This is a genomic window from Micromonospora sp. LZ37 (genome assembly GCF_059359015.1).
Map to the genome: position 1 here is coordinate 91243 of NZ_JCADBL010000016.1, position 26703 is coordinate 117945.

Annotated in this window: 22 protein-coding genes; 6 read left to right on the forward strand and 16 right to left on the reverse strand. The window is 72.0% G+C overall.

Going from position 1 to position 26703, the window contains the following annotated elements; translation table 11 throughout:
- Positions 1-113: 113 nt before the first annotated feature.
- The 4 genes from AC5L3Z_RS27110 to AC5L3Z_RS27125 are packed head-to-tail and all read right to left on the reverse strand — an operon-like array spanning position 114 to position 5774.
- Positions 114-551: a hypothetical protein gene (locus AC5L3Z_RS27110; protein ID WP_494845983.1), complete on the reverse strand. Its 438-nt coding sequence runs from the start codon at positions 549-551 to the stop codon at positions 114-116.
- Positions 552-556: 5 nt separating this feature from the next.
- A complete protein-coding gene (locus AC5L3Z_RS27115) occupies positions 557-4987 on the reverse strand; it encodes a toxin glutamine deamidase domain-containing protein (protein WP_494845984.1) in 4431 nt (1476 codons plus the stop codon).
- A gap of 18 nt (positions 4988-5005) precedes the next feature.
- Positions 5006-5350, reverse strand: a complete 345-nt coding sequence (locus AC5L3Z_RS27120; protein WP_494845985.1) for a hypothetical protein — start codon at positions 5348-5350, stop codon at positions 5006-5008.
- Complete coding sequence (locus tag AC5L3Z_RS27125) at positions 5343-5774, reverse strand: YbaB/EbfC family nucleoid-associated protein (protein WP_494845987.1); 432 nt, start codon at positions 5772-5774, stop codon at positions 5343-5345. The genes AC5L3Z_RS27120 and AC5L3Z_RS27125 overlap by 8 nt, the downstream gene beginning before the upstream one ends.
- Positions 5775-5848: 74 nt before the next feature.
- On the opposite strand from AC5L3Z_RS27125, the gene AC5L3Z_RS27130 reads away from it, so the two are divergent.
- On the forward strand, positions 5849-7081 hold the full coding sequence (locus AC5L3Z_RS27130; RefSeq protein WP_494845988.1) for an SUKH-3 domain-containing protein: 1233 nt from the start codon (positions 5849-5851) through the stop codon (positions 7079-7081).
- 13 nt (positions 7082-7094) lie between these two features.
- On the opposite strand, the gene AC5L3Z_RS27135 is transcribed toward AC5L3Z_RS27130, so the two are convergent.
- A complete protein-coding gene (locus AC5L3Z_RS27135) occupies positions 7095-8540 on the reverse strand; it encodes an aldehyde dehydrogenase family protein (RefSeq protein ID WP_494845989.1) in 1446 nt (481 codons plus the stop codon).
- A 140-nt stretch (positions 8541-8680) separates the two neighbouring features.
- Between AC5L3Z_RS27135 and AC5L3Z_RS27140 the strand changes: the two genes are divergently transcribed.
- Together AC5L3Z_RS27140 and gabT are read left to right on the forward strand one after the other, a co-directional pair.
- Positions 8681-10117 (forward strand): gamma-aminobutyraldehyde dehydrogenase, encoded by a 1437-nt coding sequence (locus tag AC5L3Z_RS27140; protein ID WP_494845991.1) that lies wholly within the window; start codon positions 8681-8683, stop codon positions 10115-10117.
- A gap of 66 nt (positions 10118-10183) precedes the next feature.
- On the forward strand, positions 10184-11452 hold the full coding sequence (gabT, locus tag AC5L3Z_RS27145; protein WP_494845992.1) for a 4-aminobutyrate--2-oxoglutarate transaminase: 1269 nt from the start codon (positions 10184-10186) through the stop codon (positions 11450-11452).
- A 97-nt stretch (positions 11453-11549) separates the two neighbouring features.
- Here the strand turns inward: gabT and AC5L3Z_RS27150 are convergent, their stop codons facing one another.
- Entirely contained in the window at positions 11550-12251 is a 702-nt protein-coding gene (locus AC5L3Z_RS27150; protein ID WP_494845993.1) for an RlpA-like double-psi beta-barrel domain-containing protein, read from the reverse strand.
- Positions 12252-12454: 203 nt separating this feature from the next.
- Positions 12455-12646: a hypothetical protein gene (locus AC5L3Z_RS27155; RefSeq protein WP_494845994.1), complete on the reverse strand. Its 192-nt coding sequence runs from the start codon at positions 12644-12646 to the stop codon at positions 12455-12457.
- 155 nt (positions 12647-12801) lie between these two features.
- Between AC5L3Z_RS27155 and AC5L3Z_RS27160 the strand changes: the two genes are divergently transcribed.
- Genes AC5L3Z_RS27160 through AC5L3Z_RS27170 form a run of 3 tightly spaced genes read left to right on the forward strand, consistent with a single transcriptional unit; the run spans position 12802 to position 16059 of the window.
- On the forward strand, positions 12802-14079 hold the full coding sequence (locus AC5L3Z_RS27160) for a GAF domain-containing protein (RefSeq protein ID WP_494845996.1): 1278 nt from the start codon (positions 12802-12804) through the stop codon (positions 14077-14079).
- Between the two features lie 40 nt (positions 14080-14119).
- On the forward strand, positions 14120-15625 hold the full coding sequence (gene adh / locus AC5L3Z_RS27165) for an aldehyde dehydrogenase (protein WP_494845997.1): 1506 nt from the start codon (positions 14120-14122) through the stop codon (positions 15623-15625).
- Positions 15625-16059: a DUF779 domain-containing protein gene (locus tag AC5L3Z_RS27170; RefSeq protein ID WP_494845998.1), complete on the forward strand. Its 435-nt coding sequence runs from the start codon at positions 15625-15627 to the stop codon at positions 16057-16059. Before adh ends, AC5L3Z_RS27170 begins: the two co-directional genes overlap by 1 nt.
- Here the strand turns inward: AC5L3Z_RS27170 and AC5L3Z_RS27175 are convergent.
- From AC5L3Z_RS27175 to AC5L3Z_RS27215, 9 genes are all read right to left on the reverse strand, one after another.
- A complete protein-coding gene (locus tag AC5L3Z_RS27175) occupies positions 16027-17961 on the reverse strand; it encodes a HEAT repeat domain-containing protein (protein ID WP_494845999.1) in 1935 nt (644 codons plus the stop codon). The genes AC5L3Z_RS27170 and AC5L3Z_RS27175 overlap by 33 nt on opposite strands.
- A gap of 150 nt (positions 17962-18111) precedes the next feature.
- Positions 18112-18729: a hypothetical protein gene (locus AC5L3Z_RS27180; protein ID WP_494846001.1), complete on the reverse strand. Its 618-nt coding sequence runs from the start codon at positions 18727-18729 to the stop codon at positions 18112-18114.
- A gap of 155 nt (positions 18730-18884) precedes the next feature.
- Positions 18885-19898 carry an agmatinase gene (gene speB / locus AC5L3Z_RS27185; RefSeq protein ID WP_494846003.1) on the reverse strand — a complete coding sequence of 338 codons (1014 nt, stop codon included), beginning with the start codon at positions 19896-19898 and terminating at the stop codon, positions 18885-18887.
- The gene (locus AC5L3Z_RS27190) at positions 19895-21097 is read right to left on the reverse strand and encodes a saccharopine dehydrogenase family protein (RefSeq protein ID WP_494846005.1); all 1203 of its coding nucleotides are present in this window, start codon (positions 21095-21097) and stop codon (positions 19895-19897) included. The genes speB and AC5L3Z_RS27190 overlap by 4 nt, the downstream gene beginning before the upstream one ends.
- The gene (locus tag AC5L3Z_RS27195) at positions 21097-22518 is read right to left on the reverse strand and encodes an NAD(P)/FAD-dependent oxidoreductase (RefSeq protein WP_494846006.1); all 1422 of its coding nucleotides are present in this window, start codon (positions 22516-22518) and stop codon (positions 21097-21099) included. Before AC5L3Z_RS27195 ends, AC5L3Z_RS27190 begins: the two co-directional genes overlap by 1 nt.
- Positions 22515-23357: an ABC transporter permease gene (locus AC5L3Z_RS27200; RefSeq protein ID WP_494846007.1), complete on the reverse strand. Its 843-nt coding sequence runs from the start codon at positions 23355-23357 to the stop codon at positions 22515-22517. Before AC5L3Z_RS27200 ends, AC5L3Z_RS27195 begins: the two co-directional genes overlap by 4 nt.
- Positions 23358-24269 (reverse strand): ABC transporter permease, encoded by a 912-nt coding sequence (locus AC5L3Z_RS27205; protein WP_494846009.1) that lies wholly within the window; start codon positions 24267-24269, stop codon positions 23358-23360.
- Entirely contained in the window at positions 24266-25417 is a 1152-nt protein-coding gene (locus AC5L3Z_RS27210; RefSeq protein ID WP_494846087.1) for an ABC transporter ATP-binding protein, read from the reverse strand. The genes AC5L3Z_RS27205 and AC5L3Z_RS27210 overlap by 4 nt, the downstream gene beginning before the upstream one ends.
- Positions 25418-25422: 5 nt before the next feature.
- Positions 25423-26607, reverse strand: a complete 1185-nt coding sequence (locus AC5L3Z_RS27215; protein WP_494846011.1) for a polyamine ABC transporter substrate-binding protein — start codon at positions 26605-26607, stop codon at positions 25423-25425.
- Positions 26608-26703: the final 96 nt, after the last annotated feature.

Below are 26703 nucleotides of genomic sequence, written 5' to 3' on the forward strand. Positions count from 1 at the left end.
GACCGATCAGTACGGATCGCCGCCTCGACGCAGCCAGGGGCTACTCAAGGCGACCGTGGGCGAATTCCGGATCTACCTTCCCATCGGCAGGGCCCTCACCGAGCAGGAGGCTGTCAATTGTCCGAAAGGGATGGGTCCGCTCCCGGATCTCCCGCCCGCTGAAGCTCCTCCTCAAACATCACGAAGGTCCTGCGCTGAATCCCGCGCACCAGGGCTACCTCATCCTGAGTCGGGTACCTTCGCTCGCGGACCCACACATCGTTGATAGCACTGACCGTCTCGTAGAGCGCAAAGACAGGGCCTTCTCCTCGGAGGTAGCGCCCTCTCTCGTACTCGGTGAGCTGAATGAATTCCTCGCGACTGAGAGAGTCGATGTCATCCCCACCAGCGAAGAGGATTCTTTCGATCAGTTCATCCGCCGGTTGCCAGCCGCCATTGTCCCTGTCCAGCTTCCATGCAGTCATGCCACCGTCCGCCGCCGTCACGAACTTCACCGGCTTCTCGTAGTAGCTGAAGAAGGCAGGAAGCTTCAGCCCCTCAACCCCGTCCAAGGCAGCTAGCCCATCCCTTCGTCATTACGCAGAGCCAACCAGAAGGCCTCTTGCTCCCTCTTGAGTAGACCTCTGCACACCGCGCTCTCCATCGGCGTCAACGCTCGACCTTCAGCCTCGGCGATCGCCAACAGGTCCCGCCGGACCTGGTAGAGAGCATGTTCCCACAGGGCGACCCGATCGACCGCAGCGAGATGTAGGCGCAACTCCGCGACGTGGCCGTTTGACATTCTCAGATTCAACAACAGGTCGCGGTAGCCACTTAATTGGGGCTTGATGAAGCGATCCTTGAGGTCGAGTACGACGACGCCATCCATCTCGCCGACCTGCCGGAGAGCCTCGTAGACATCTTCCAGCCGGTCGAATTGAATCTTGGCCCCGGCCAGGTCCTTCAACTTGGACGCGTCATTGTCGTATTCGACAAGCTTGTCGAGTACCCGACGGTACCCCTTGCGCTGCGCACGCCAGCCCGGCCGCCCGCGCTCACCCGCCAGGAACGACGCAAGCTGGTTTAACTCACGCTGCGCTACGTCAGCATCGTCGTACAGCCTATCGATATAGTCCTCCCTGTACCGGGTCTCATGCATCCTCGCGAGATCGAAGCCGGGCTGGAAGACAGGCTGCCTGCGCGACCTGATCTGCTCTGAGATGCTGCGCTGGCCAACGGTCAGTGGTGTCGCACGGGGCACTGGCGGATCACCGGCGGCGACCGCTACCGGCCCCCGCACAGCAATTTCGTCCAGCGTCGATCCCAACACACCAACTGCTTGATCATGCTCGGTCAGGTGATGCAGCGTTGCCGGACGCGCCGTGAGCGCACTCATGAGCTCGGGCGTGGAGAGGATCATTCGGGCCAGTTCGGGGCGCTGCGCCAGTCGCCACACCAGAGTTTCGGCCAGCATCGCCTCGCCGCGTGGTGGCGTCTGCCACGTCTCGTCGAGCATGCTCACGACCCGGGCATCGGCGAGCAGGTGGGCCACATCGTTGGCCTGCGTGGAGTCAAGATGCGGTGCGAGCCGGGACAGCGCTGGCCCATCAAGGTGAACCGCCGCTTCCGCCGGTGCCACTCCTGCCGCAAAGAGCGATTCGAGATCTCCACTCGCAACCACGAGATCACTCGGCCCGACACCGGCAGCGATGCGGCGCGATGCCGCGAGGTTGCGCGCTCGACGCAGGCGATCCTGCGCGTCGCCCGAGTCGCCCCTCTCATCGTTGCCACCAGACCTGCTGACGCCTGTCGGTGCATCTGGCTGAGCGGGAGAGCTGGGCGAGCTGTCTTCCAGCAGGTGCAGGCGATTGAGGTACGGGTCGCCGTACCCCGCTTCGTCGTCCGGAACCGACGGATACTGCGGCAGGTCGGGCAGGACGCTGAACCGTCCGCGGGCCAGCCCGCCCAGCGGCATCGGCCGGCCGTCCCGACCGAGCACCAGAGCGTCGATGCCGACGACGTTGTCCGGGTGTCGGACCCCGCGGTGCGCGTACAGCGGTCGGTCGTGGATCAGGCCGCTCTGCGGGTCGAGGTAGAGGATCGTGCCGTTCTGGTTCAGGGCCACCCAGGCGTGCGAGCCGCCGTCCTCCCATTCGGTGATCAGGAAGGCGAAGCTGCCGTGGCCACCGATGAGCAGTTGGTCGTGCAGGTTCCCGAATCCCCGGTCGACCGAGTGTCGCAGCTGTGCTGGTCCTGGCTGCTCACCGTCGCGCGGCGCGACGAGTTTCTGGAACCGGCCACCCGTGGCCTCCTCTACCCGGCCCGGCCCGCCCTTCTCCCCCAGGATCGGACGCCGGATGTCGCCCTCCAGATAGCCGTCGAAGGTTCGCGGCGCGGAGACCCGCGGGCGGCCGTGCACCCAGGTCTCGAAGAGGGAGAGCGTGCAGTCGAGGCAGTTGATGCCACGGGTGGGGTCGGCCTGCGAGCCACCGTCGTTGGCAAGGGCGAACCAGCCCCCGTGGCGAGGATCGGCGGTACGGACGACGCTGCCGTCCGGGTTGCGGGGCATCTGCCGTTCGAGGTCGGTCTGGTGTAGCGCCAGTGGCGGACGCAGCCCGCCCCACTGGCCATACCGGCGGGACCGGTCGATCGGTGGCGGGTCGTCGTCGCCGGTCAGAGCCGACCGGTCAGCGGTCTCGACTGCCCCGAGGGCCAGGTCGGCCACGTCGTCGTTGATCCGCCGGAAGTCCGCCGCGTCGTCGACGAGTACTTCGTCTGGTACGACCCGGCCGGCCATGATGTCCGCGGCGAGTTGCTGCTCGTCCTGGACATCACCCCGTTCCCGGCGGGCCAGCACTCGCAGCCAGTCCGCCATCGCGGTCCGGCCCTCGCGTTCCAGCTCGACCGCCTGTTCGGCGAAGCGGTCTGAGCGCAGCTCGTGATTCTGTGCCATCACCTTGCGCCGGTTGGCCGCGTCAGTGCGCCGCTTGTCCTCGTACCAGGCCCGCTGCGAGTCAAAGTAGCCCTGGTAGCGCCGCCTTTCGAGGGCTTCCCGATCCGCTGCCCACCTGGCGGCGTACCACTCGGGCGTCCGTGGTCGGAGCGTCGATTCCCCGGTCTCGGGCGCTGGCCGCGGCAGTCGAGCAGGCCGCGTCTGCGGCTGGGACGATGTCGCCGGGCCCGGGGCGAGCACCTCCAGCGACGGGAAGCGGCTCGTCCTCGGCGCGTTCGCACCGTCAACGCGCTGCTCCGGCACGCCAGTGCCTCGCTCCGGCGGGGGTCCGGTGCCCACCAGTGGCGGCGGCTGCGATGTCGGGGCGGGCGCGAACACCGGAGTCCCCCCGTACGCCGCACGAACCGGCGCCGGGTAGGGACTGCCGCTCACCGCTGGGACGCCTGTCGTCGGGACCGTCCCGCTTGCCGTGCCGGCGGCCCCGGCCGTTGCCACCGGTGACGGCGTGGCCGGGTTGACCGGTGCGGCGGCCTGCACGCCGGTGGTCGGATTACCGGCCAGGGTTGGGTCGGACGGTGTTGGGGGCGCTCCGGCGACCTGCGGAGCCGGCGCATGGTGGGCCGTGGCCGTCGGAAGCGAAAAGCCATCTTCCGGCACCGGCTCGACGGCACCCGACACACCAGCGACCGGGTCGGCCGCGACCGACGGGAGAGTAGGGGCCGCGCCGGTGCCCACGGTCGCCGTGGGAGTCTCGCCGCCAGCGGCGGAGAGCGGAGCGCCATGCCCGTGGGCCAGAGTGGGTGGAAGGGCGTCGCCGACGTCACCGAGGGGCCGGGCCGTGACGCGGGCCGGCAAGTCGTGACCATCGTAGACGCTGGCGGCTGCCGCGGCTGGCGAGTCACCTGACCCGATGTGGGTGGGCGGCCCGGATTCCACCCCGGTGTCGGCCGACGTCGGGCCGTCGCTGGACGGGACTCCGGTACTCACCGCCGGCGGTGGGACGGACAGGTCGAGCGGGGCGGGCGGCGAACCGGCGAGCCCCTGCAGCCGAGCGTCGAGGCGAGCATGCAGCGCCGCATCGGCCTGGCTGGCCGCGGACCCGGTCGAGCCGGAGACCGCAGCGCGGGCGGCATCCTCCAACGACATGGCACCCTGCCCGGTGGCCAGGCGCGCGGCACCCTCCGCTAGCACCTCGCCGGTCATCTCCCGGGCGAAGTGCTCCCCGATCCGGGCGCCCCGCCCGGTGGCGTGCCGGCCCAGACCCGCCAGCGGCGCCACCGCGCCGCCGGCCAGGCCCCCGACTGCTGAGGTGCCGAGCTCGGCCAGGTCGAGGCCCTCGCGACGGCCGGTGGAGTTTTGGTACGTCTGCGTAGCGAGACTGACTCCGGCCTCCTCCCCCGCCTCCGACAGTCCGCCTCTGAGGGCGCGTCGGCCAAGCCCTGCCGCACCACCCTCGACGGTCTCCTTGGCGGCCCGCTCCCCTGCCTCCTTCAGGCCCTGCCGGAGCGCCTTGCGGCCCATCTGGGCCATCAGCTGCCGGAAGATCCGTTGGATCACCATTCGGCTGGCGGCGATGACGGGGCCAGCGGCGGCCGAGGCGGCGCCGGCGGTCAGCGCGGCGGCCACGGCCAGCGACAGCAGCTCGATGACGAGGATGCCCAACTCAATCCAGACCTCGAGCTTGGCGCCTTCGATGTCGCAGCCGCACTCTTCCACGAGCCGGCCCAGGTCGTTGCTGACAGCGAGCAGTACGGGCAGCGGCGCCTCGTCGCCCTCGGCCACCCGCCGCCAGGCGGTGTCGAACGCCTCGGCCACCGCGCCGATGGCGCCGTACCCATTGCGTACCTCGGCGGCGGCGGCGATCGCGTCGTCGCGCGGACCGGCCAGGGCCCGCGCCACCGCGTACCACTGGTCGGCGAGGTTCCAGACGGCGCGCTCGTCGCCCTCCGGCCACTCCACCCCGACCACCCAGTCAAGCGCCTCGTAGGCCCAGCCCGGCAGCTCCCAGGGGCTGTAGTCGAGCGGGTGCGGGATCGGGCTTGGCAGCAGAGTCACGGGAGCGTCCTCCGCAGGTCAGCGCCGATGGCCGGGCGCGCCGGCCACCCCGTCGAATCGCCGTCCGCTGGTGACATCAGTTTCCACGTTGGCCTCTACCGAGGCGACGACGTCGGCACCGAGTGCTTCCAACGACCGCCCGACGCCTGCCCAGGCTCGCAGCAGCGTCTGCTCGTAGCCTCGGTACCGCTGCTCGAACGCGGTGCCGATGTCGTCCCGACCCCAGGGGCGACTTCCGCTGGCGGCGCTGATCTGCCCGCCGAGCTGGTCACGCCGGCTGCTGATCGCAGCACCTGCGAGGTGGAGGTCGGTGCCGCCCCGCCGGGCACGGTCCGGGTCGAGCCAGAGCTGCCCGTCAGCCACGCCGCTCACCCTCGCCCCGCAGCACCTCGTCGGCGCGGCCCAGCAGCGCCGCGAAGTCACCGTTACGCAGGAACTCCATCGATCCAGACCCGGGCGGGAGGTAGCCAGACACGAGATCACGTGTGGCCGCCATGGCGGTGGCGGTGGCACCGCGCACCGTGGCGGTGATCTTGCGGCTGAGTGCCTGATGGTCCCGATCCCGATAGACGGCCGGGTCGAGCTCCACCGAGATCAGCTCGCCGCGGGCCCCGACCACGGCAGTCACCTGGCCGTCGTCCGAGCGCTCAGTCACCCGCAGCTCGGCAATCCGGACCTGCAACTCGTCCAATCCGGACCGGAGCCGCTGGTACCGGCCGTACACATCGTCGAACCGTTCCCGGAGCGCGCGATTGGCGTCCCGGTCCGAATCTCCGGCCAACGTCACCCTCCCCGGTCACCGTCAGTCAGCCGAACCATACCGGGCGCCACGAATCCGTGGGGGTCCGGTAGTTTCACACCGTGATCGATCGTCAGCAGGCCGAGCAACTCGCCCTGGTGTGGGCCCGCCGCGATTCACGACGTCTGGGCTACGAGTGCCGTCCGAGGCTCGACGAGTTCGAGCTCGGTTACGTCATCCGATCCATGGTGGAGCGTGAGGTCGACACCGATCCGGGCGACCTGCCGACAACCGTCGTCGACAAGGAGACCGGCGAGGTCTCCACCTGGCCCCGCGTGCCGCTGGCGGTCGTCGAGCAGATGTACCGCCGCAGCCGCCCCGCCGGAGCGCCAGCGCCGCGCACCGTGGACCCGGCCGCTCAACTGCTCCGCGAGATCCGCCGTCTGCCAACGCCGGCCACCGTCGCTCAGTTGACCGTCGGGGGCCGCACATACGTCGGCCACGGCGCCAAGGGCGACGTCGAGCTGAACCACCACCCGCTGGTCCGCGCGTACCTTGACGAGTTGCCGGCCGGGCACCTGGTCCGCGGCGGCGACCGGCACGCCGAGCTGGTCGTCGTCTCCGACGTCCTTCACGACTACGACCACCGCCGCGCCGCCGCCGGCCAGGCCCCGCTGACCATGCGAGAGGCGGAGCTGCTCCTTTTCGAGTCCCCGTTCCAGGCGTTCCGCGTCCGCGAAACGGGCGACCCGGCCGGCGGAGCGGCGGAGCGCCCCTGCGACTCGTGCGTCAACTTCCTGGTGCACTTCGCGGTGATCGGTTGGTCGGATCTGGCGTTCACCAGGGAGATACATCCCGAGCCCAACACCTCGCCCGAGACGGGCCGATTCCCGGCGGAGGTGGCGAGCGCACTGGTCGACGGCGGCTGGCGCCCCGATCGGGCCGACGAGTTCCTCGCCCGCGCCGCGATCTCAGAGGCGCTGAAAGTACGCGGAGGCGGAGGAGCACACCCGGAGATTCCGGCCGCACAGGAGGCACTGACGAGGTTTCCGGCACTGGCATGCGGAAGGCGGGGCCCCGGCAGGGAGGTCTGGATCTCCTGGTTCGGCATCGACCCGATGCAGGCGGCGCACACCGCTGACACCCTCGCCGACTTCGCAGCCGTCCTCGGCGTACGGCTCTTCCCGATCGGCTCCGAACGGCAGGACAGCATCCTCGCCGTGGATGAGCACGGCCGGATCTTCGCCCTGGATCAGGCCGGCGAGTGGTTCCTCGGCGACGACATCGACGCCGCGCTCACCACGCTCCTGCTCGGCCTGGCCCCGGCCCGGGTCCGCGACGACGGCACCTGGTGACGCCGCACGGCGGCTACAACGCCATGCCGGTCAGCACCATCACCCGCGGCTCGGTGTAGTCCTCCATCGCGCTGCGCAGCCCCTCGCGCCCGACGCCACTTCCCTTCACCCCGCCGTAGGGCATCTGGTCCGCGCGATAGGAGGGCACGTCCCCGACGATCACCCCGCCCACCTCCAGTACCCGCGACGCCGCGAACGCGACGTCGAGGCGGTGGGTGAACACCCCCGCCTGCAACCCGTACGCCGAGTCGTTGACGGCGGCGAACGCGTCCTGGTCGCTCTGCACGCGCGCGACCACCAGGACCGGCCCGAAGACCTCCTCGGTGCAGACCTTCGCGTCGGCGGGCACGTTGGAGAGCACGGTCGGCGGGTAGGTGGCGCCGTCACGCCGGCCGCCCACCTCGATGGTGGCCCCGGCCACCACCGCCTCGTCCACCCACGCCTCGACGCGCTGGGCCGCCTCGACGGAGACCAGCGGCCCGACGTCGGTGTGCTCGGACGAAGGGTCGCCGGTGCGCAACTCCTGCACGGCCGCGACCAGCCGGGGCAGGAAGCCGTCGTAGAGCCATTCGTGCACGAAGACCCGCTGCACGGCGATGCAGGACTGCCCGGCCTGGTAGTTGGAGAACGTGGCGATCCGGTGCGCGGCGAAGGTCAGGTCCTCGTCACCGGCCCAGTCCTCGCAGATCACCGCCGCCGCGTTGCCGCCCAGCTCCAGCGTCACGTGCTTCTCCGGCACCTGCCGGCGGATCGCCGCGCCGACCGGTCCGGAGCCGGTGAACGACACCACCGGCAGCCTCGGGTCGGCGACCAGTTCGGCGGCGCGCTCGTTGGGCAGCGGCAGCACCGAGAACATCCCCTCCGGCAGTTCGGTCTCGGCCAGGATCTCCCCCAGCAGCAGCGCCGACAGCGGGGTCGCCGGGGCCGGCTTCACGATGATCGGCGCGCCCACCGCGATGGCCGGGGCGACCTTGTGGGCGACCAGGTTCAGCGGGAAGTTGAACGGCGCGATCCCCAGCACCGGGCCCCGGGGCACCCGCCGCACCAGGGCGATCCGGCCGTCGGCCGCCGGGTCGGTGTCGAGGCGTTGCAGCTCGCCGGAGAAGCGCCGGGCCTCCTCCGCCGCCCAGCGGAACGTCGACACCGCCCGCCCCACCTCGGCCCGCGCCCACTTGATCGGCTTGCCGTTCTCGCCGGTGATCAGCTCGGCGACCTCGTCGGCCCGCTCGGCGAGCCGGCGGGACACGTGGTCCAGGGCCGCCGCCCGGGCGTGCGCGGGCAGGGCCGCGGCCGCCGCGGCCACCCCGGCGGCTGCCGCGACGGCGGCCTCGACCTGGTCGGCCGTGGCGAGCGTGGTACGCCCCACCGTCCGGCCGTCGTACGGGTGGGTCACGGTCAGCTCGCCCTCGCCCTTGCCGTGGACGGGGCGGCCGGCGACATAGAAGGCTCTCGGCTCCACGTCGGCAGCCTAGACGACGGGCACCCACACGGAAACAGTCGCCACAGGCCTTGTGGGCCGCGAATTCAGTAGCCAAGATGGCACCTAGATTGCGAATACCTCCGCTGACCATCCCCCGGCCACCCCTCGGAGACATCCCCATGAGCGACCAGCAGCAGCTGCGCAACTTCGTCAACGGCGAGTACGTCGACCCGGTGGACGGCGGCTACGCCGACCTGATCGACCCCTGCACCGGCGAGGTCTTCGCCCAGGCGCCCGTCAGCGGGGCGGCCGACGTGGACGCGGCCATGAAGGCCGCCGCCACCGCCTTCGAGGGCTGGCGGGATGCCACCCCTGGGGAGCGGCAGAAGGCGCTGCTCAAGCTCGCCGACGCGGTCGAGGCCCGCGCCGCCGAGCTGGTCGACGCCGAGGTACGCAACACCGGCAAGCCGCGTCAGCTCACCGCCGACGAGGAGCTGCCGCCGGCGGTGGACCAGTTCCGCTTCTTCGCCGGCGCCGCCCGACTGCTCGAAGGGCGCTCCGCCGGCGAGTACATGGCCGGGCACACCTCGTACGTGCGGCGGGAGCCGATCGGCGTCTGCGCGCAGGTGACGCCCTGGAACTACCCGCTGATGATGGCGGTCTGGAAGATCGCCCCGGCGCTCGCCGCCGGCAACACGGTGGTGCTCAAGCCGTCCGACACCACGCCGGTGTCGACGCTGCTGCTGGCCGAGATCGCGTCGGAGTTCTTCCCGCCGGGCGTGTTCAACGTGGTCTGCGGCGACCGGGACACCGGTCGTACCCTCGTGGCGCACCCGACCCCGCAGCTGGTGTCGATCACCGGCTCGACCCGCGCGGGCATGGAGGTGGCCTCCGCCGCCGCCCCCGACCTGAAGCGGACCCACCTGGAGCTGGGCGGCAAGGCCCCGGTGGTGCTCTTCGACGACGCGGACGTCGCGGCGGCGGCCGAGGCGATCGCGGTCGGCGGCTACTTCAACGCCGGCCAGGACTGCACCGCCGCGACCCGGGTGCTCGCCGGGCCCGGCATCCACGACGACTTCGTCGCCGCCCTCGCCGAGCAGGCCCGCAACACCAAGACGGGCGCGCCGGACGACGCCGACGTGCTCTACGGGCCGCTGAACAACGCCAACCAGCTCGCCCGGGTCAGCGGTTTCGTCGACCGGCTGCCCGACCACGCCAGCGTCGAGGTCGGCGGCTCTCGGCAGGGCGAGCGCGGCTACTTCTACGCCCCGACCGTGGTCTCCGGGCTGCGCCAGGCCGACGAGATCATCCAGGACGAGGTGTTCGGCCCGGTCATCACCGTGCAGCGCTTCTCCGACGAGGACGAGGCGGTGCGCTGGGCCAACGGCGTCGACTACGGCCTGTCCGCCTCGGTGTGGACGCGCGACCACGGCCGGGCGATGCGGATGACCCGCCGCCTCGACTTCGGCTGCGTCTGGGTGAACACCCACATCCCGTTCGTCTCCGAGATGCCGCACGGCGGCTTCAAGCACTCCGGGCACGGCAAGGACCTCTCGGTCTACAGCCTGGAGGACTACACCCGGATCAAGCACGTCATGCACAACATCGAGGGCTGACTGGTGAGCGCGAGGAGTGAGCCGGGCCTGCGAGCCCCGCAGTCGCGAACGAGAGAGGGCTGAGCCTTGTCCAGCGAGGAACTGCACAAGCGGCGCGGGTCAGCGGTCGCGCGCGGCGTCGGCAGCGTCATCCCGTCCTACGTCGAGCGCGCCAGCGGCGGCACCATCACCGACGTCGACGGGCGGGAGTGGATCGACTTCGCCGCCGGCATCGCCGTCACCAACGTCGGCAACTCCGCCCCGAAGGTGGTCGAGGCGGTGCGGGCGCAGGTCGAGCGCTTCACCCACACCTGCTTCATGGTCGCACCGTACGAGTCGTACGTGGCGGTCTGCGAGCAGCTCAACGCGCTCACCCCCGGCGACTTTGAGCAGCGTTCGGCGCTGTTCAACTCCGGCGCCGAGGCGGTGGAGAACGCCGTCAAGATCGCCCGGCACGCCACCGGGCGACCGGCGGTGGTGGTCTTCGACCACGCGTACCACGGCCGGACCAACCTGACCATGGCGCTGACCGCGAAGAACATGCCGTACAAGCACCGGTTCGGGCCGTTCGCCGGGGAGATCTACCGGGTGCCGATGTCGTACCCGCTGCGGGACGGGGGTCTCTCCGGGGCCGAGGCGGCGGCCCGGGCGATCGAGATGGTGGAGAAGCAGGTCGGCGCGGAGAACGTCGCCGCGCTGCTGATCGAGCCGATCCAGGGCGAGGGCGGGTTCGTCGTACCGGCGGAGGGGTTCCTGCCGGCGCTGCGCGAGTGGTCGACGGCGGCCGGGGTGGTCTTCATCGCCGACGAGATCCAGACCGGTTTCTGCCGCACCGGCGACTGGTTCGCCTGCCAGCACGAGGGCGTCGAGCCGGACCTGATCACCCTGGCCAAGGGCATCGCCGGTGGCCTGCCGCTGGCCGCGGTGACCGGTCGGGCGGAGCTGATGGACGCCGTGCACGTCGGCGGTCTCGGCGGCACGTACGGCGGCAACCCGATCGCCTGCGCCGCCGCGCTCGCCTCCATCGAGACCATGCACGAGCTGGACCTGGCCGGCGCCGCCCGACGGATCGGGCGGGTGCTGGGCGACCGGCTGCGGGCCATTGCCGCCCGCGACCCGCGCGTCGCCGAGGTACGCGGCCGGGGCGCGATGCTCGCCGTGGAGATCGTCCGACCCGGCACGCTCACCCCCGACCCGGCCGCCACGGCGGCGGTCTCGGCGGCCTGCCACGCCGCCGGCCTGCTCACCCTCACCTGCGGCACGTACGGCAACGTGCTGCGGTTCCTGCCGCCGCTGGCCATCTCCGACGACGAGCTGTCCCGCGGTCTGGACATCCTGGACGCCGCCTTCGGCTGAGGGGAAGATCGCGCAACAACCGGGAAGTAGTGGTCTCCCCTCGCGGCGGAGGCCACTACTTCCCCGATCGAGCGCGATCGTGTCAGGCCGAGCCCGCTCAGCGCAGCAGCTCGACCGTGTTGCGGCGGACCAGGTTCTTGCCCGGCTCGCGGATCAGGTCCATCGCGGCGGCGTTGAGCAGCACGCAACTGCCCGACGGGCCGGTCACCGTCACCGTGGCGACCTTGCCGTTGTCCAGGTTGGTCACCCGCAGCCGGGTGCCGACCGGGAACTGTCCACTCGTCGCGGCGGGCGCGCCGCCCTCGGCGGAGAAGGTGATCGCGCCGGTGCACGCGCTGGCCGCCGGCGGCCGGGCCGCTCCGGCACCCGGGCGCGCGTCACCCGGTCGGGTTTCCCCGGGCTGAGCGCCGGGCCGCGCCGGCGGCGCCGCCGCCCCACCGTCGAGGCGCTCCACCACGTTGCGCCGGATCACATTCTTGCCGGGCTCGCGGACCAGGTCCATCGCGGCGGCGTTGAGCAGCACGCAACTGCCCGACGGGCCGGTCACCGTCACCGTGGCGACCTTGCTGTTGTCCAGGTTGGTCACCCGCAGCCGCGTCCCCACCGGGAAGCGGTTGCTGGTCGCCGCAGGTTCACCGCCCTCCGCCGAGAAGGTGACCGACCCCGGGCAGGCGCTCGGTCGGGCGGCGGTGGTGTCGGCGAAGCCGAACCCGGTCCCGACCGCCACCACCGCCGTGGCGACCACCGCCACGCCAGCCGCCAGCACGTGCTTCCGCTGCACCTTCACCGCATCTCCCATCGTCCGACGCTCTGTGGAAGGTGGTACGACTCAGGAGCGCTACAAGGTTCAGCGTCACTAGAAGGAAAGTTTCCGGAAGCGCGCGGCACCGCCCCGGCACCCGCGAGCGGAACACCAGGTACGTCATGGCGGGCGTTTGACAGCAACGGCGTTCCACTCGCGCAGCCGCCCCGCACGTCACGCTCGCAGCGGCCCCCGGAGCGTCAGATGTCGTTGTGCCAGCCGCGCCTGATCTCGCCGGCCGGGCGCGGCTCGCCCTTGGCGACCACCCGCCAGAACCGCCCCGGCTCGGCGTGGTCACGCAGCGACAGCTCGACGCCGACCCGCACCCGACGATCGTCGGCGACCCAGGCGACCAGGTGGCGGTCACCGCTGACCAGCTGAAGCTGCACCATCATCCGTTCCCGCGTCCCGACCATCACGACCGCCCTTCCCGTGCCGTCACGCGCACCCTGCGCGACGCCCAGGATGGACGGACACCTATCCGCCGGGCAACCGGTATTGGCGATCGAGGGTGGCCTGGGTCACGATGGGCGCGAGGAGGTCGCCGATGGCTGACCCGTGGCTCGCCCTGGAGTTCGGCGCCGATCCGGCCGAGCGGATCGCGCAGGTCGGCGCCGCCCACGAGGCGTTCCTCACCGGCGGCACCGCCCCCGGGCGGGTCCGCGAGGTGGTCCGGCGGTCGTGGGAACGCTCGGCGCGGCTCGACCCGGAGGCCACCGCCCCCGTCGATTTGACCGACGACGCGCTGGCGGACTACCGGGCCACCCACCCGCTCGCCCGGGTGCTGCCGCTCTTCCGCGACCTGCTCGGCGGCATCGCCCAGGACGGGGCGCACCTGATGGCGGTCTGCGACGCGTACGGGCGGCTGCTCTGGGTGGAGGGGCATCCGGGGGTGCTCCGGCACGCCGAGCGGATGAACTTCGTGCCCGGCGCCCGCTGGGACGAGGCGCACGCCGGCACCAACGCCCCCGGCACCGCCCTCGCCGTCGACCACAGCGTGCAGATCTTCGCCACCGAGCACTTCGTCCGGCCGGTGCAGCGCTGGACCTGCGCCGCCGCCCCCATCCACGACCCGGTCAGCGGGCGGCTGCTCGGGGCGGTCGACATCACCGGCGGCGACCACCTGGCCAACCCGCAGAGCCTCGCCCTGGTCCGGGCCACCGCCCGGGCCGCCGAGGCGTTCCTGGCCCAACCGGTCGACCCGGACGTGGTCACCGTCAACGCGCTCGGCCGCGACGAGGCGGAGCTGCGCGTCGGCGGCCGCCGGGTACGGCTCGGTCGACGGCACAGCGAGCTGCTGGTGCTGCTCCTCGACCACCCGGAGGGGCGCACCGGCGAACAGCTCGGCCTCGACCTCTACGGCGACGACCGGCTGCACCCGGTCACCCTGCGCGCCGAGCTGTCCCGGCTGCGCCGGGCGCTCGGCCCGGAACTGCTCGACTCCCGCCCCTACCGGCTGCGCGGGACCGTCCGCGCCGACTTCCGTACCGTCGGCGAACTGCTCGAACGCGGCGACGTGGCGGGCGCGCTCGAGGCGTACCCGGGGCCGTTGCTGCCCGGCTCGGACGCGCCGGGAGTGGCGCGACTGCGCCGCCTGGTCGACGGGCAGCTGCGCGCGGCGGTGCTGGCCGCCGCGGACGCGGGCCTGCTCGCGGCCTGGACCGCGACGCCCGCCGGCGCCGACGACCTGACCGCGTGGCAGGCCCTGGCGCGGGCCCTGCCGCCGGGCGCGCCGCGCCGGCCCCTCGCCGTCGCGCGCATCCGCCAGCTCTCCGCCGAGTACGACCTGACGCGCGCAACGTCGCTGCAACGTCCACGGAACTAGCCTCCCCGCCAACACCTGCGACCGACGGCGGAGGAACCCGATGACGCGCTACGACGCCCCCACCCACTGGCAGTCCCGCTACGACCACTTCATCGGCGGCGAGTACGTCAGGCCGCACGGTGGGCGGTACTTCGAGAACCCCACCCCGGTCACCGGGCAGACCTTCTGCGAGGTGGCCCGGGGCACCGCCGAGGACGTCGAGCGGGCCCTCGACGCCGCGCACGGCGCCGCCGACGCGTGGGGCCGCACCCCGGTCGCCGAGCGGGCGCTGATCCTCAACCGGATCGCCGACCGGATGCAGGAGAACCTGGAGTCCCTCGCGGTCGCCGAGACCTGGGAGAACGGCAAGCCGGTACGGGAGGCCCTGGCCGCCGACATCCCCCTGGCGATCGACCACTTCCGGTACTTCGCCGGGGCGATCCGCGCCCAGGAGGGCAGCCTCGGCGAACTCGACGACGACACCGTGGCGTACCACTTCCACGAACCGCTCGGCGTGGTCGGGCAGATCATCCCGTGGAACTTCCCGATCCTGATGGCCACCTGGAAGCTCGCCCCCGCGCTGGCCGCCGGCAACGCGGTGGTGCTCAAGCCGGCCGAGCAGACCCCGGCGTCGATCCACTACTGGCTGTCGCTGGTGGCCGACCTGCTCCCGCCCGGCGTGGTCAACATCGTCAACGGCTTCGGCGTCGAGGCGGGCAAGCCGCTGGCGTCCTCGCCCCGGGTGGCGAAGGTGGCGTTCACCGGCGAGACCACCACCGGGCGGCTGATCATGCAGTACGCCAGCGAGAACATCAGACCCGTCACCCTGGAGCTGGGTGGCAAGAGCCCCAACATCTTCTTCGACGACGTCAGCCTCGCCGCGGACGACTTCCTCGACAAGGCGCTCGAAGGTTTCACCATGTTCGCCCTCAACTCCGGCGAGGTCTGCACCTGCCCGTCCCGGGCGCTGATCCAGCAGGGCCACTACTCGGACTTCCTGGCCGCGGCCGTCTCGCGCACCGGCCGGATCAAGCAGGGGCACCCGCTGGACACCGACACGATGATCGGCGCGCAGGCCTCCAACGACCAGTTGGAGAAGATCCTGTCCTACCTGGACATCGGCCGGCAGGAGGGCGCCAAGGTGCTGACCGGCGGATCACGGGCGGATCTGGGCGGCGAGTTGTCGGGCGGGTACTACGTCGAGCCCACGATCTTCGAGGGCGACAACTCGATGCGGATCTTCCAGGAGGAGATCTTCGGTCCGGTGGTGTCGGTGACCTCCTTCGCCGACCTCGACGACGCCGTCAAGATCGCCAACGACACGCTCTACGGGCTCGGCGCGGGCGTGTGGACCCGGGACATGAACACCGCGTACCGGGCCGGACGCGCCATCCAGGCCGGACGGGTCTGGACGAACTGCTACCACGCGTATCCGGCGCACGCCGCGTTCGGCGGCTACAAGCAGTCCGGCATCGGCCGGGAGAACCACAAGATGATGCTGGAGCACTACCAGCAGACCAAGAACCTGCTGGTCAGCTACTCCACCAAGAAGCTCGGCTTCTTCTGATGGCCACCGCCTCCGACGGTGCCGCGGCTCCCGGTGCACCGGGGGCCGCGGGCCCGCCGCCGGTCTCGCTGACCGCCGCGGCGGCGGAGCTGATCCGGTCGCTCTCCGCGCGGCACGGGCCGCTGATGTTCCACCAGTCCGGCGGCTGCTGCGACGGCAGCGCCCCGATGTGCTACCCGGCCGGCGAGTTCCGCACCGGATCGTCCGACGTCCTGCTGGCCTCGCTCGCCGTCGACGGAGTGCCCGAACCCGTCGAGTTCTGGATGTCGAAGGCCCAGTGGGAGCTCTGGCGGCACACGGTGCTCACGGTCGACGTGGTCCCCGGCCGAGGCAGCGGCTTCTCCCTGGAGGCCCCCGACGGCGTCCGCTTCCTCATCCGCTCCCACCTCGCCCCGGTGGGGTCAGCCAGTGAGGACTGCGACGGCCTCGTGTAGCTCCTGGCGGAGGTGGTCGTCCTGCCACGCGGTGTTGTGTTCGATGCCGGAGGTCACCAGGCGGCGGTCGCGCTCGGCCAGGTCGCGCAGCGCCGGCACCGCGCCGCGCGCGTCCATCTCCACCAGCAGCGGCAGCGCGCCACGGGCGCCGTACTCGTCATTCAAGGCGCGGATCAGCACCGGGGCGAGCTCGCCCGGTGGCACGCCGAGGCGCCAGAGCGCCCGCACCGCCGCCACCCGGGCCCACTGGTCGGCGAGGAGCTCTCTCAGCACCGGGTCCAGCGACGGCTCGGCCAGGTCGGCGGCCAGCTCGGCGGCGGCGCTCGCGGGCAGGGCACCGCCGGCCAGCACCGCCCGGAGGGTGGGCAGCACGGCGGCGGTGTCCCCCGTGGCCGCGTGGACGATCCGCGCCGCCACCACCTGGACGTGCCGCTCCGGGTACGTGGGCAGCGCCACCCCGGTCAGGTACGGCCGCAGCTTCGGCGCGAGCGGCACCAGCGCCGCCGCCGCGGTCTCGGCGACCCGCACCAGCTGGCGGTCGTTGCCGATCCGACCCCGGTGAAGTAGCGCCTCGACGGCGGCCACCAGCGGGTCGGCCGCACCGGCGAGGCGCCACAGCGCCACCCCGGCCGTCAGGTCGCCGGCCGACGCGGCGGCCCGCAGCTCGGGCAGGGCCGCCGGTGGGAGCACGCCGACTGCGGCGAGCGCGGCCGACACCTGGGCCGGCGCGACCGGCAGCGCGGCGGTCAGCTCCGGTGCGGCGGCGGCCGCGGCGGGCCCCCACCCTCCGATGAGCGTGGCCAGCCCGGCGACCAGCGGCGGCGGACCGCCGGCGGCGAGCCGCTCCCGGGCGGCGGCGAGCACCGCCGTACCGAAGGGCAGCTCGCCGTAGGGGATTCGCACGTCGTGCCCCGCCGTCCAGGCCGCGCAGATCACGTCGATCCACCGGGGATCGGCCAGCATGGCCAGCGTCTCCATCGCCCGCTGCGGCGGGGTGAAGCCCACCGAGTCGGCCACCTCCGGGTAGCCGGCGGCGATCCGGGCCAGCCCGTCGGCGTACGCGCCGGCGCCGGCGCCGGCGAGGCGGAGCACGCCGGTGGCGTCACCGCGTACGTCCTCGTCCGGGTCGTCGAGCAGCCGGCCCACCAGGGGCAGCAGCAGGGCGGGGGCGGATCGGCGCGCCCGGCACCGCACGCCCATGCCGTAACAGGCGGCGCGGCGGGCGTCCGGGCCGGCGTCGAGCATCCGCCGGAACAGATCGGCCACGACCTCGTCGTCGGTGTCGAGCGCCAGCTCGGCGACCGCCTCGTTGTGGTGCTGCCACACGTAGTCGAGCTCCGCACCCTGGCCGAGCGCGTCGGCGAGAGCCTCGACCGCGTCGGCGGGCCAGGGCAGGCCGGCCCGCAGCAGCGCGACGGCGGCGGCGACGCTTACCACCGGCGCTTCGCCACGCAGCGCGCCGGCCAGCAGGCCGGCGTGGCCGGCGGCGTCGCGCAGGCCGAGGGCGAGCGCAAGGGAGGCGCGGACGCCCGGGTCCTGCTCGGTGGTCCAGCGGGCGCGCAGCAGGGCGACCGGGAGACGGTCGCCGCACTGCGCCACGGTGTACGCCGCGCACATCCGGACCTCGGGGTCGGGATCGGCGAGCAGCGGCGGGAAGCGCTCCGCCTGCGCGCGTACCGCCGCGCGCACCTCGGCCTGCTCGTCGCCGTGGGCGTGGTGCGGGTCGGCGAGCATGCCCACGGTGGCGACCAGCGACGCCCGCTGGTGCGGGGCGGTCACCGCCAGCTCGGCCAGGAACGGCACGGCCGGGACGGTGGCCGGGTAGACGGTGCCCTGGTGGAAGACGCTGCCCACGAACTCCTCAAGGGCCTCGCTCGCCTCGTCCTCGTCGGTCGACGCCATCGCCCGCAGCAACCCAGCCGTATCGTCGGCCGCCCCGTAAGCGTGAAACAGCCCCGCCCACTCAACCCCGTCCAGACCACTCAGCACCGCCGCACCCTACGTCCCCACAGCGGCGCTGTCGATCATGCAGTTTGTGGTGGGCGACCGCAGTCAGCTCGAGTCGGAGACCGCGCCCGAAGGAGGGAAGGCGGGGGCGGGGGGATCCACCCACTCGGACATGTCGAACACGGCGCCGCAGTAGTCGTCGTGGCGGTCGATCTTCGGCTGGATCGACAGGTCCCCCACTCGCACGAGAGTCGCCAGCTCCTGGACGAGGCTTCCAGCGAGGCCGTAGATGGCTCTCCCGTCGGCGTGCGTCAGGGGAATGTCGATTCCGTGGACCTCCCCGTTTCCACCGACCCGGAGGTAGATCCGGCACCTGTCGTTCGGCTGGAGCATGAACCCGGTGAACTCGTACACGTCGTCGAACCAGGGCGGGTCGCCGCCGTGGGCGAACTGGCTGAACAACTGGAACAGGCCGAGGTCGGGCACGTCCGCCTCCATGCTCTCGGCCAGTTGGGCCGCCGAGACCGGGACGATGACATTGTGGTGACTGTCCCGCACCAGCGTCGGCGTCACCAGGTACTGCTCCAGGCCGACCGCGAACGTGGTTCTGATCAGGTCGACAGCGGCGCCGACGCCGACCAGTCGCCCGTCCCGGACCAGGTCCGGCAGCGCGAACTCCGCCGCCACCCCGGTCGTCATCCGCTCGTCCGTGGACAGGGCCACCCGCGAATGCGCCCGGCGCGAGCGGACCACTCCGCGGAGCCTCGGGGCGCGCGACGGCGAGGAACCCGGCGTCGTGACCAGGAGTGGCAGCATGCTTCTCAGCAGGAGGCCGTGGATCCCGTCCTCCCGGTTCGTCGCCATCGACGGTCGCTCCCTCAGCGGGCGTCCAGCAGGGGCTGACGTGGATCCCAGGGTGGGCCGCCGGCGGCGTCGCGGCGGCGGCGGGCAATGGCCGACAGCGCTTCCAGGACCACCCGGTTGCCCAGGTACGCGGTGATGTCGGCGTGGTCGTACGGCGGGGCGACCTCCACCACGTCCAGCCCGACGACCGGCAGCTCGTAGCAGACCCGGCGGACCGCGTCGAGCAGCTGGCGCGAGGTCAGCCCGCCCGGCTCGGGGGTGCCGGTGCCCGGTGCCATGCCGGGGTCGACCACGTCCACGTCGACGGAGAGGAAGACGCCCTCGCACTCGTCGGTGGCGATCTCGAACGCCTCGGTGAGGCAGGTGTCGAGCCCCCGGGAGACCAGCTCGGTCATCTCGTAGGAGCGCATCCGCTGCTGCGCCATCCACGCCAACGTCTCCGGGTCCGGCCAGTAGCCGCGCAGGCCGATCTGGAGGAAGCGGTCGCCGCGTACCGCGCCGGACTCGATGAGCCGGCGCATCGGCTGGCCGTGCCCGTGCAGGGAGCCGAACTCGATGTGCCCGGTGTCGGCGTGCGCGTCGAAGTGCACCAGCGACACCCGCCCGAGCCCGTGCTGCCGCGCCACGCCGGTGGCGTCGGGCAGGGCGATGGAGTGGTCGCCGCCGAGGACCACCGGGATCGCCCCCGCGCGCGCGACCGCGAAGACGGCGGACTCCAACGCGGCGAGTGACCGTTCGATGTCGCCGGAGAACATCTCCACGTCACCGGCGTCGTAGACGCGCAGGTCGCGCAGCGCGTCGACGCGCAGCGCCAGGGACGGGCGGGAGCCGTCGTGCGGCAGGTAGCAGGCCTGGCGGATGGCGGACGGGCCGAACCGGGTGCCCGGCCGGTGCGAGGTGCCGCCGTCGAAGGGCGCCCCCACGACGACGATGTCGGCGTCGGCGTACGACGACGGGTCGTCGAGGGTGCAGCGGTCCACCCCGAGGAAGGTGATGTCGGGGCCGAACATCGGGCCGTAGCGGGTCATCGCTCCTCCATTCCCCACGGCGAGCCGTACGCGGTGAGCAGGTCGAGAAAGGGACGCGGCGGCAGCGCCTCCGGGCCGAGCACCCCGGCGCCGGACCAGGCGCCGTCGGCGAGCAGCTCCAGGGCCACCACCGGGTTGATCGCGGTCTGCCAGACGACGGCCTGGTGGCCGTACTCCCGCATGGACCACTCGTTGTCGACGACGTGGTACAGGTAGACCCGGCGCGGGGCGCCGTCGGTGCCGAGGCCGGTCACGTACGTCCCGGCGCAGGTTTTGCCGCGCATCCGGTCGCCCAGGGTGGCCGGGTCGGGCAGGCAGGCCGCGACGACGTCCCGCGGGGAGACCGGGACGCCCCCGACCCGCACGGGAGCCACCGCGTCCAGGCCGAGCTTGTGCAGCACCTTCAGCACCTCGATGAACTCGTCGCCGAGGCCGTACTTGAAGGTGACCCGCTTCGCCTTGACCCAGCGCGGTATCAGCAGCACCTCCTCGTGCTCCACGTTGACGCACTCGACCGGGCCGATTCCCGCCGGGAAGTCGAAGACCTCCGGCTCGCTGAACGGCTCGGTGGTGTACCAGCCCCGCCCCTCCTCCCAGATCACCGGCGGGTTGAGGCACTCCTCGATGGTGGTCCAGATGGAGAAGGACGGCGCGAAGTCGTACCCGTCGACGGTGAGGTTCGCGCCGTCGCGTACCCCGATCTCGTCGATCTCGCTGAACAGCTCGTCGGCGGCGTAGCGGGCGAAGACGTCCGACAGGCCTGGTTCGACGCCGATGCCGCAGAGCGCCAGGCCCCCGGCCGCGGACCAGCGGTCGGCGGCGGCGAGCTGCTCGTCGCCGAGCTTCACCCCGATCTCGGCGTAGGGCCGCGAGGGGTGCGGGTGGGACAGCGACATCGCCATGTCCAGGTAGTCGACCCCGGCGGCGAAGGCGCCGTCGAAGATCGGCATGACGAAGCGCGGGTCGACCGCGTTGAGCACGTGGGTGATCCGGTGTTCCCGGCAGAGCGCGGCGACCGCGTCGGCCGAGGAGGCGTCGACCCTCGCGGCGACGAACCGGTCACCGTGCCCGGCCACGGCGCGTTCGGCGCGGCTCAGGTCGTGGTCGGCGACGACCATGGTCTCGAAGAAGGAGCGGCGGGCGGCGATGGCGACCGCGGCGGAGCCGACGCCGCCGGCGCCCACGAGCAGGATGCGCATCAGGAATCGAACCCCAAACCAAGACGATCGAGAGTACGGAGCCACAGGTTGCGCCGGCCGTCGCGCGCGTCGGCGCGGGCCAGCGACCAGCGGGTGAGGTTGATGCCGGCGGCCCGGACGGGCTCCGGCGGGAACGGCAGCGGCGTGCTGCGGACCAGGTCGAGCCCGGTGAGCGGGGTCGGTGCGCCGCCGAGCAGGTCGAGCATCACCCGGGCGCCGAACCGGGTGGCGCCGACGCCGAGCCCGGTGAAGCCGGCCGCGTACGCCAGCCGGCCGTCGTACGCGGTGCCGAAGAAGGGGCAGAACCGGGTGCAGGTGTCGATCACCCCGCCCCAGCGGTGGCTGAAGCGCACCTCGGCGAGCTGCGGGAAGGTGGTGAAGAAGTGGTCGGCGAGGGCGGTGAAGGTGGCCGGGCGCTGCTCCAGCTCCGGCGCCATCCGGTTGCCGTAGTGGTAGACCGCGTCGTAGCCGCCGAAGAGGATTCGCCCGTCGGCGGTGATCCGGTAGTAGTGGAACTGGTTGGCGGTGTCCGCGAGGCCCTGCCGGTTCCGCCAGCCGATCGCGTCCCGCTGCGCGGCGGTGAGCGGCTCGGTCATCAGCGCGTAGTCGTACACCGGCACGATCCAGGCGCGCAGCCGGCGCAGCAGCGGCGGGAAGGCGTTGGTGGCCAGCACCACCTGTCGGGCCCGCACGGACCCGGGGGCGCCGTCGGGTCCACCGGCCGTGCTGGCGCGCAGCGCGGACCCTTCGCGGCGCAGGCCGGTGACCCGGGTGTGCTCGTGGATCCGCACGCCGAGCTCCCGGCAGGCCCGCCGCAGGCCCCAGGCCAGCCGGGCCGGGTCGAGCATGGCCACCCGGTCGGTGTCCCACAGCCCGCCGAGGTACGTCGGCGAGTCGACCTCGGCGCGCACCTCGTCGGCGTCGAGCAGCCGGACCCGGCGGCCGTACCGGCGGGCCAGCTCGGCGTCCTCGGCGAGCCCGGCGAGCTGGTACGGGGCGAGGGCCACCGCCAGCTCGCCGGTGCGCTCGAAGTCGCAGTCGATGCCGAACCGGGCGACGGTCTCCCCGATCGCGTCCAGGTTCTCCCGGCCGAGCCGTTCCAGCCGGTCGATCTCGTCGGGGAACCGGTCCACCCCGTTGGCCAGCCCGTGCGTCAACGAGGCGGCGCAGAAGCCGCCGTTGCGCCCGGACGCCGCCCAGCCGCAGGTGCCCGCCTCGACCAGCAGCACGTCCCGGTCGGGGTGGTCCTGCTTGGCGAGCAGCGCCGCCCAGAGTCCGCTGTAGCCGCCGCCGACGACCAGCAGGTCGGCGGTGTGGGTACCGTGCAGCGGCGGCAGCGGGTCGGGCCGTTCCGGGCGGTCGAGCCAGTAGGGTACGGGCGCCGCGTCGGCGAGCGCCCGGCCGGTATGCGGGAGGGTCATGACGGGCTCTTCGCCGGTTGGCCGGGCGCCGGGACGGCCGCGAGGTGGCCGCGCCGGGTCCGCCGGCCGCGCAGCGAGCTGACCCCGACCAGCAGCAGCGCGATGCCGAACATCGCCGTGCCGATGACGTTGACCTGCGGCGGGATGCCCCGCTGGGCGGCGCCCCAGACGTACATCGGGAAGGTGACGGTGGTGCCGGCGTTGAAGTTCGTGATGATGAAGTCGTCGAAGCTGAGCGAGAAGGCCAGCAGCGCGGCGGCCACGATCCCGGGCAGCACCAGCGGCAGGGTGATCCGCCGGAAGGTCTGCCACTCGCTGGCGTAGAGGTCCATCGCGGCCTCCTCCAGCCGCCGGTCCATCCCGGCGAGCCGGGCCTTGACCGTGACCACCACGAACGACACGCAGAACATGACGTGGGCGATGACGATGGTCCAGAAGCCCTGCGGCACCCCGGCGGAGACGAAGAGGGCGAGCAGCGAGGTGCCCATCACCAGCTCCGGGGTGGCCATCGGCAGGAAGATCAGCACGTTGAGCCCGGACCGGCCGCGGAACCGGTGCCGGACCAGGGCGAAGGCCATCAGGGTGCCGAGCACGGTGGCGACGAGCGTGGCGATGAAGCCGATCTGCACGCTGCGCAGCACCGCGTCGCACATCTCCGAGCTGGCGCAGGGCTGCCGCCAGTTGCCCAGGGTGAACTCGTGGAAGTCGTACGACAGGCGGCTGGACGGGCGGTTGAAGGAGAGGCCGGCGACCACCAGGATCGGCAGGGCGAGATAGCCGAGGACCAGCAGGGCGACACCCATCACCCAGCGGTCGGCGAGCCAACGGGACAGCCTCATTTACACCACCTCGTCCGTGCCGGCCCGGCGCAGGTAGACGAAGACCACCGCGAGGATCGCCGCCATCAGCAGGAACGACAGCGCCGCGCCCTGCGGGTAGTCGAGCCGGACCAGGAACGCCGAGTCGATGACGTTGCCGATCATGTACTCGTTGGGGGTGCCGAGCAGCTCCGCGTTGATGTAGTCACCGGTGGCCGGGATGAAGAAGAGCAGCGTGCCGGCGATCAGGCCGGGCATCGACAGCGGCAGGGTGACCCGGCGGAACGCCTGCACCGGGCTGGCGTACAGGTCGCTGGCCGCCTCCAGCAGCCGGGGGTCCAGCCGTTCCAGGCTCGCGTACAGCGGCAGCACCAGGAAGGGCAGGAAGTTGTACGTCAGGCCGAGCACCACCGCGATCGGGGTGGCCAGCAGCCGGCCGTCCGGGGCGAGCAGGTGCACGTCGCGCAGCAACCCGACCAGCGCGCCGTTGTCCGACAGGATGGTCTTCCAGGCCAGGGTGCGGACCAGGAAGCTGGTGAACATCGGGGCGATCACGCAGACCAGCAGCAGGTTCTTCCACCGGCCGGCCCTCTGGGCGATCGCGTACGCCAGCGGGTAGCCCATCAGCAGGGCCAGCACCAGCGCGATCCCGGCGTAGGCGAAGGACCGGGCGAACTGCGGCCAGTACGCCTGCAACGCCTCCGGGTAGTTGCCGAACGCCCAGGTCAGCGCGTACCCGGTGGAGAGCGAGCCGCTGGGGTCGTAGAGGCTGGCGGCGGCGAGCTGGAACAGCGGCACGGCGAAGAAGACGAAGAGCCAGGCCGCGCCGGGCACCAGCAGCAGGTACGGCAGCAGCCGGTGCCGCCCCCGCCGGGGTGGTGGCGCCGGGGCCGCCGGGCCCGACGGGGTGGGTACGTGGGCGAGAGCCGTCACGACGACGCCCCGACCGGCTCGTCGAGCAGCGGGGTGGTGCGGTCCTGCTGGCCCGGCTCGCGGGGCAGCAGGAAGGCGTGCCGCGGGTCCCAGTGCGCCACCACCGAGGTGCCCACCGGGAGCTGGCCGCCGAGCCCGCTGTTGGCCGCGAACGCGGAGAGCTCGCTCCCCCAGCCGGTGCGCACCAGGTACTGGGTGCTGACCCCCACATAGGAGGCGTCGGTGACCACCCCGGTGACGTGCTGGTGGCCACTGGGAACCTGATCGGCGGAGCCGACCAGGTGCAGCTTCTCCGGGCGTACCCCCAGGTAGACCGGGCCCCGGTCGACGCGGGCGCGGTCGGCGGGCACGGAGAGACGGGCGCCGTGGGCGGTGACCGGCACCTCGGACCCGGCGGGGCCGGCGGCCTCGGCGGCGAGCAGGTTGGACTGGCCGAGGAAGTTCGCCACGAACGCGGTGGCCGGGTACTCGTAGAGGTCGGCCGGTGCGCCGAGCTGCTCGATCTGCCCGGCGTTCATCACCGCGACCGTGTCGGCCATGGTCATGGCCTCCTCCTGGTCGTGGGTGACGTGCACGAAGGTGATGCCGACCTCGGTCTGGATCCGCTTCAGCTCGATCTGCATCTGCCGGCGCAGCTTCAGGTCGAGCGCGCCGAGCGGCTCGTCGAGCAGCAGCACCTGCGGGTGGTTGATCAGGGCGCGGGCCAGCGCGACCCGCTGCTGCTGCCCGCCGGAGAGCTGGGCCGGGCGGCGCCGGCCGTAGCCGTCGAGCTGCACCAGCGACAGCATCCGCTGGACCTGGTCGTCCACCTTGCGGATGCCGCGCCGGCGCAGTCCGAAGGCGACGTTCTCCGCGATGTCGAGGTGCGGGAAGAGCGCGTAGCTCTGGAACACGGTGTTCACCGGCCGTCGGTACGGCCGCAACCGGGCGATGTCCCGGTCGCCGAGCAGCACCTGACCGCTGGTCGGTTCCTCCAGGCCGGCGATCATCCGCAGGGTGGTGGTCTTGCCGCAGCCGGAGGCGCCGAGCAGGGCGAAGAAGGAGCCCTGCGGGATGGTCAGGCTGAGGTCGTCCACCGCGGTGAAGACGCCGAACCGCTTGGTCAGGTTGGCCAGCCTCAGGTCGCCGGCCGGTGACTCGTGTCCCATCGTCCTCACGCCCCGATGACCTGCTGGAACTTGGACTCGTACTCCTTCTCCTGCTTCTCGTCCAGGGCCATGAAGACCTTGGACTTCGACAGCAGGGTCTCGTCCGGGAAGATCAGCGGGTTGGCGGCCAGCTCCGGGTCGATCTTCTCCATCTCGGCCTGGGCGCCCTTGACCGGGCAGATGTAGTTGACGTACGCGGCGAGCTTCGCGGCGACCGCCGGGTCGTAGTAGTAGTTGATCAGCTCTTCGGCGTTGCCCTTGTGGGTGGCCTTGTTCGGCACCATCATGTTGTCGCTGAAGAGCATCACGCCCGACTCCGGCGCCACGAACTTGATCTTCTCGTCCTCGCCGGTGAGCTGGATGACGTCGCCGGACCAGCCGATGCACGCGGCGATGTCGCCCTTGGCCAGGTCGGGGGCGTAGTCGTTGCCGGTGAACTTGCGGATCTGCCCCGAGTCGACGGCCTTCTTGAGCTTGTTGAGCGCGTCGTCGAACTGGGCGGGGGTGAAGTTGGCCGGGTCGTGGCCGTTGGACTGCATCAGCAGGCCCATGGTGTCCCGCATCTCGCTCAGCGCGGTCACCTTGCCCTTGAGGTCGGGGCGGGTGAGCAGTTCGTCGACGGTGCGGATCTCCTTGGTGACGTTGCCGTTGTAGGCCAGGCCGGCGAGGCCCGACTGCCACGGGATGGAGATCCGGTTCTCCGGGTCGAAGGGGCGGTTGAGCAGCGACGGCAGCAGGTTGGCCGTGACGTTCGGGATCTTCGCCGGGTCGAGCTTCTGGATCCAGCCGAGGCGGATCATCCGGGCGGCCATCCAGTCGGTGAGGACGATGATGTCCCGCCCGGTGGCCTGACAGCCGGCCAGCTGGTTCTGCACCTTGCCGAAGAACTCGTTGTTGTCGTTGATGTCCTCGGTGTACGTGACCTGGATGCCGGTCTTGGCGATGAAGGCGTCCAGGCTGGGCCGCTTCGACTCGTCCTTCTCGTCCACGTCCATGTACTGCGGCCAGTTGGAGAAGGCGAGCTTCTTCTCGGTGCCGGAGAGGTCCTCGCTCTTGCAGCCTTCCTCGGTCTGGGTCGCGGCCTTGGTGCCGCAGCCGGCGAGCGCGCCGCCCGCGGCGAGCAGGGCGGCCGAGGAGAGGGTGCCGGTGAGCAGCCCGCGCCGGGTGAGGGGCTTCAGGGGAGTACGCATTGACGACTCCTAGGGGGTCGTCCGTCGGCGGCGGGGAAGGGGGGTGACGCGCCGGCGGGGGAGGTCAGGGGCCAGGGACGACTGATCCTGACATGA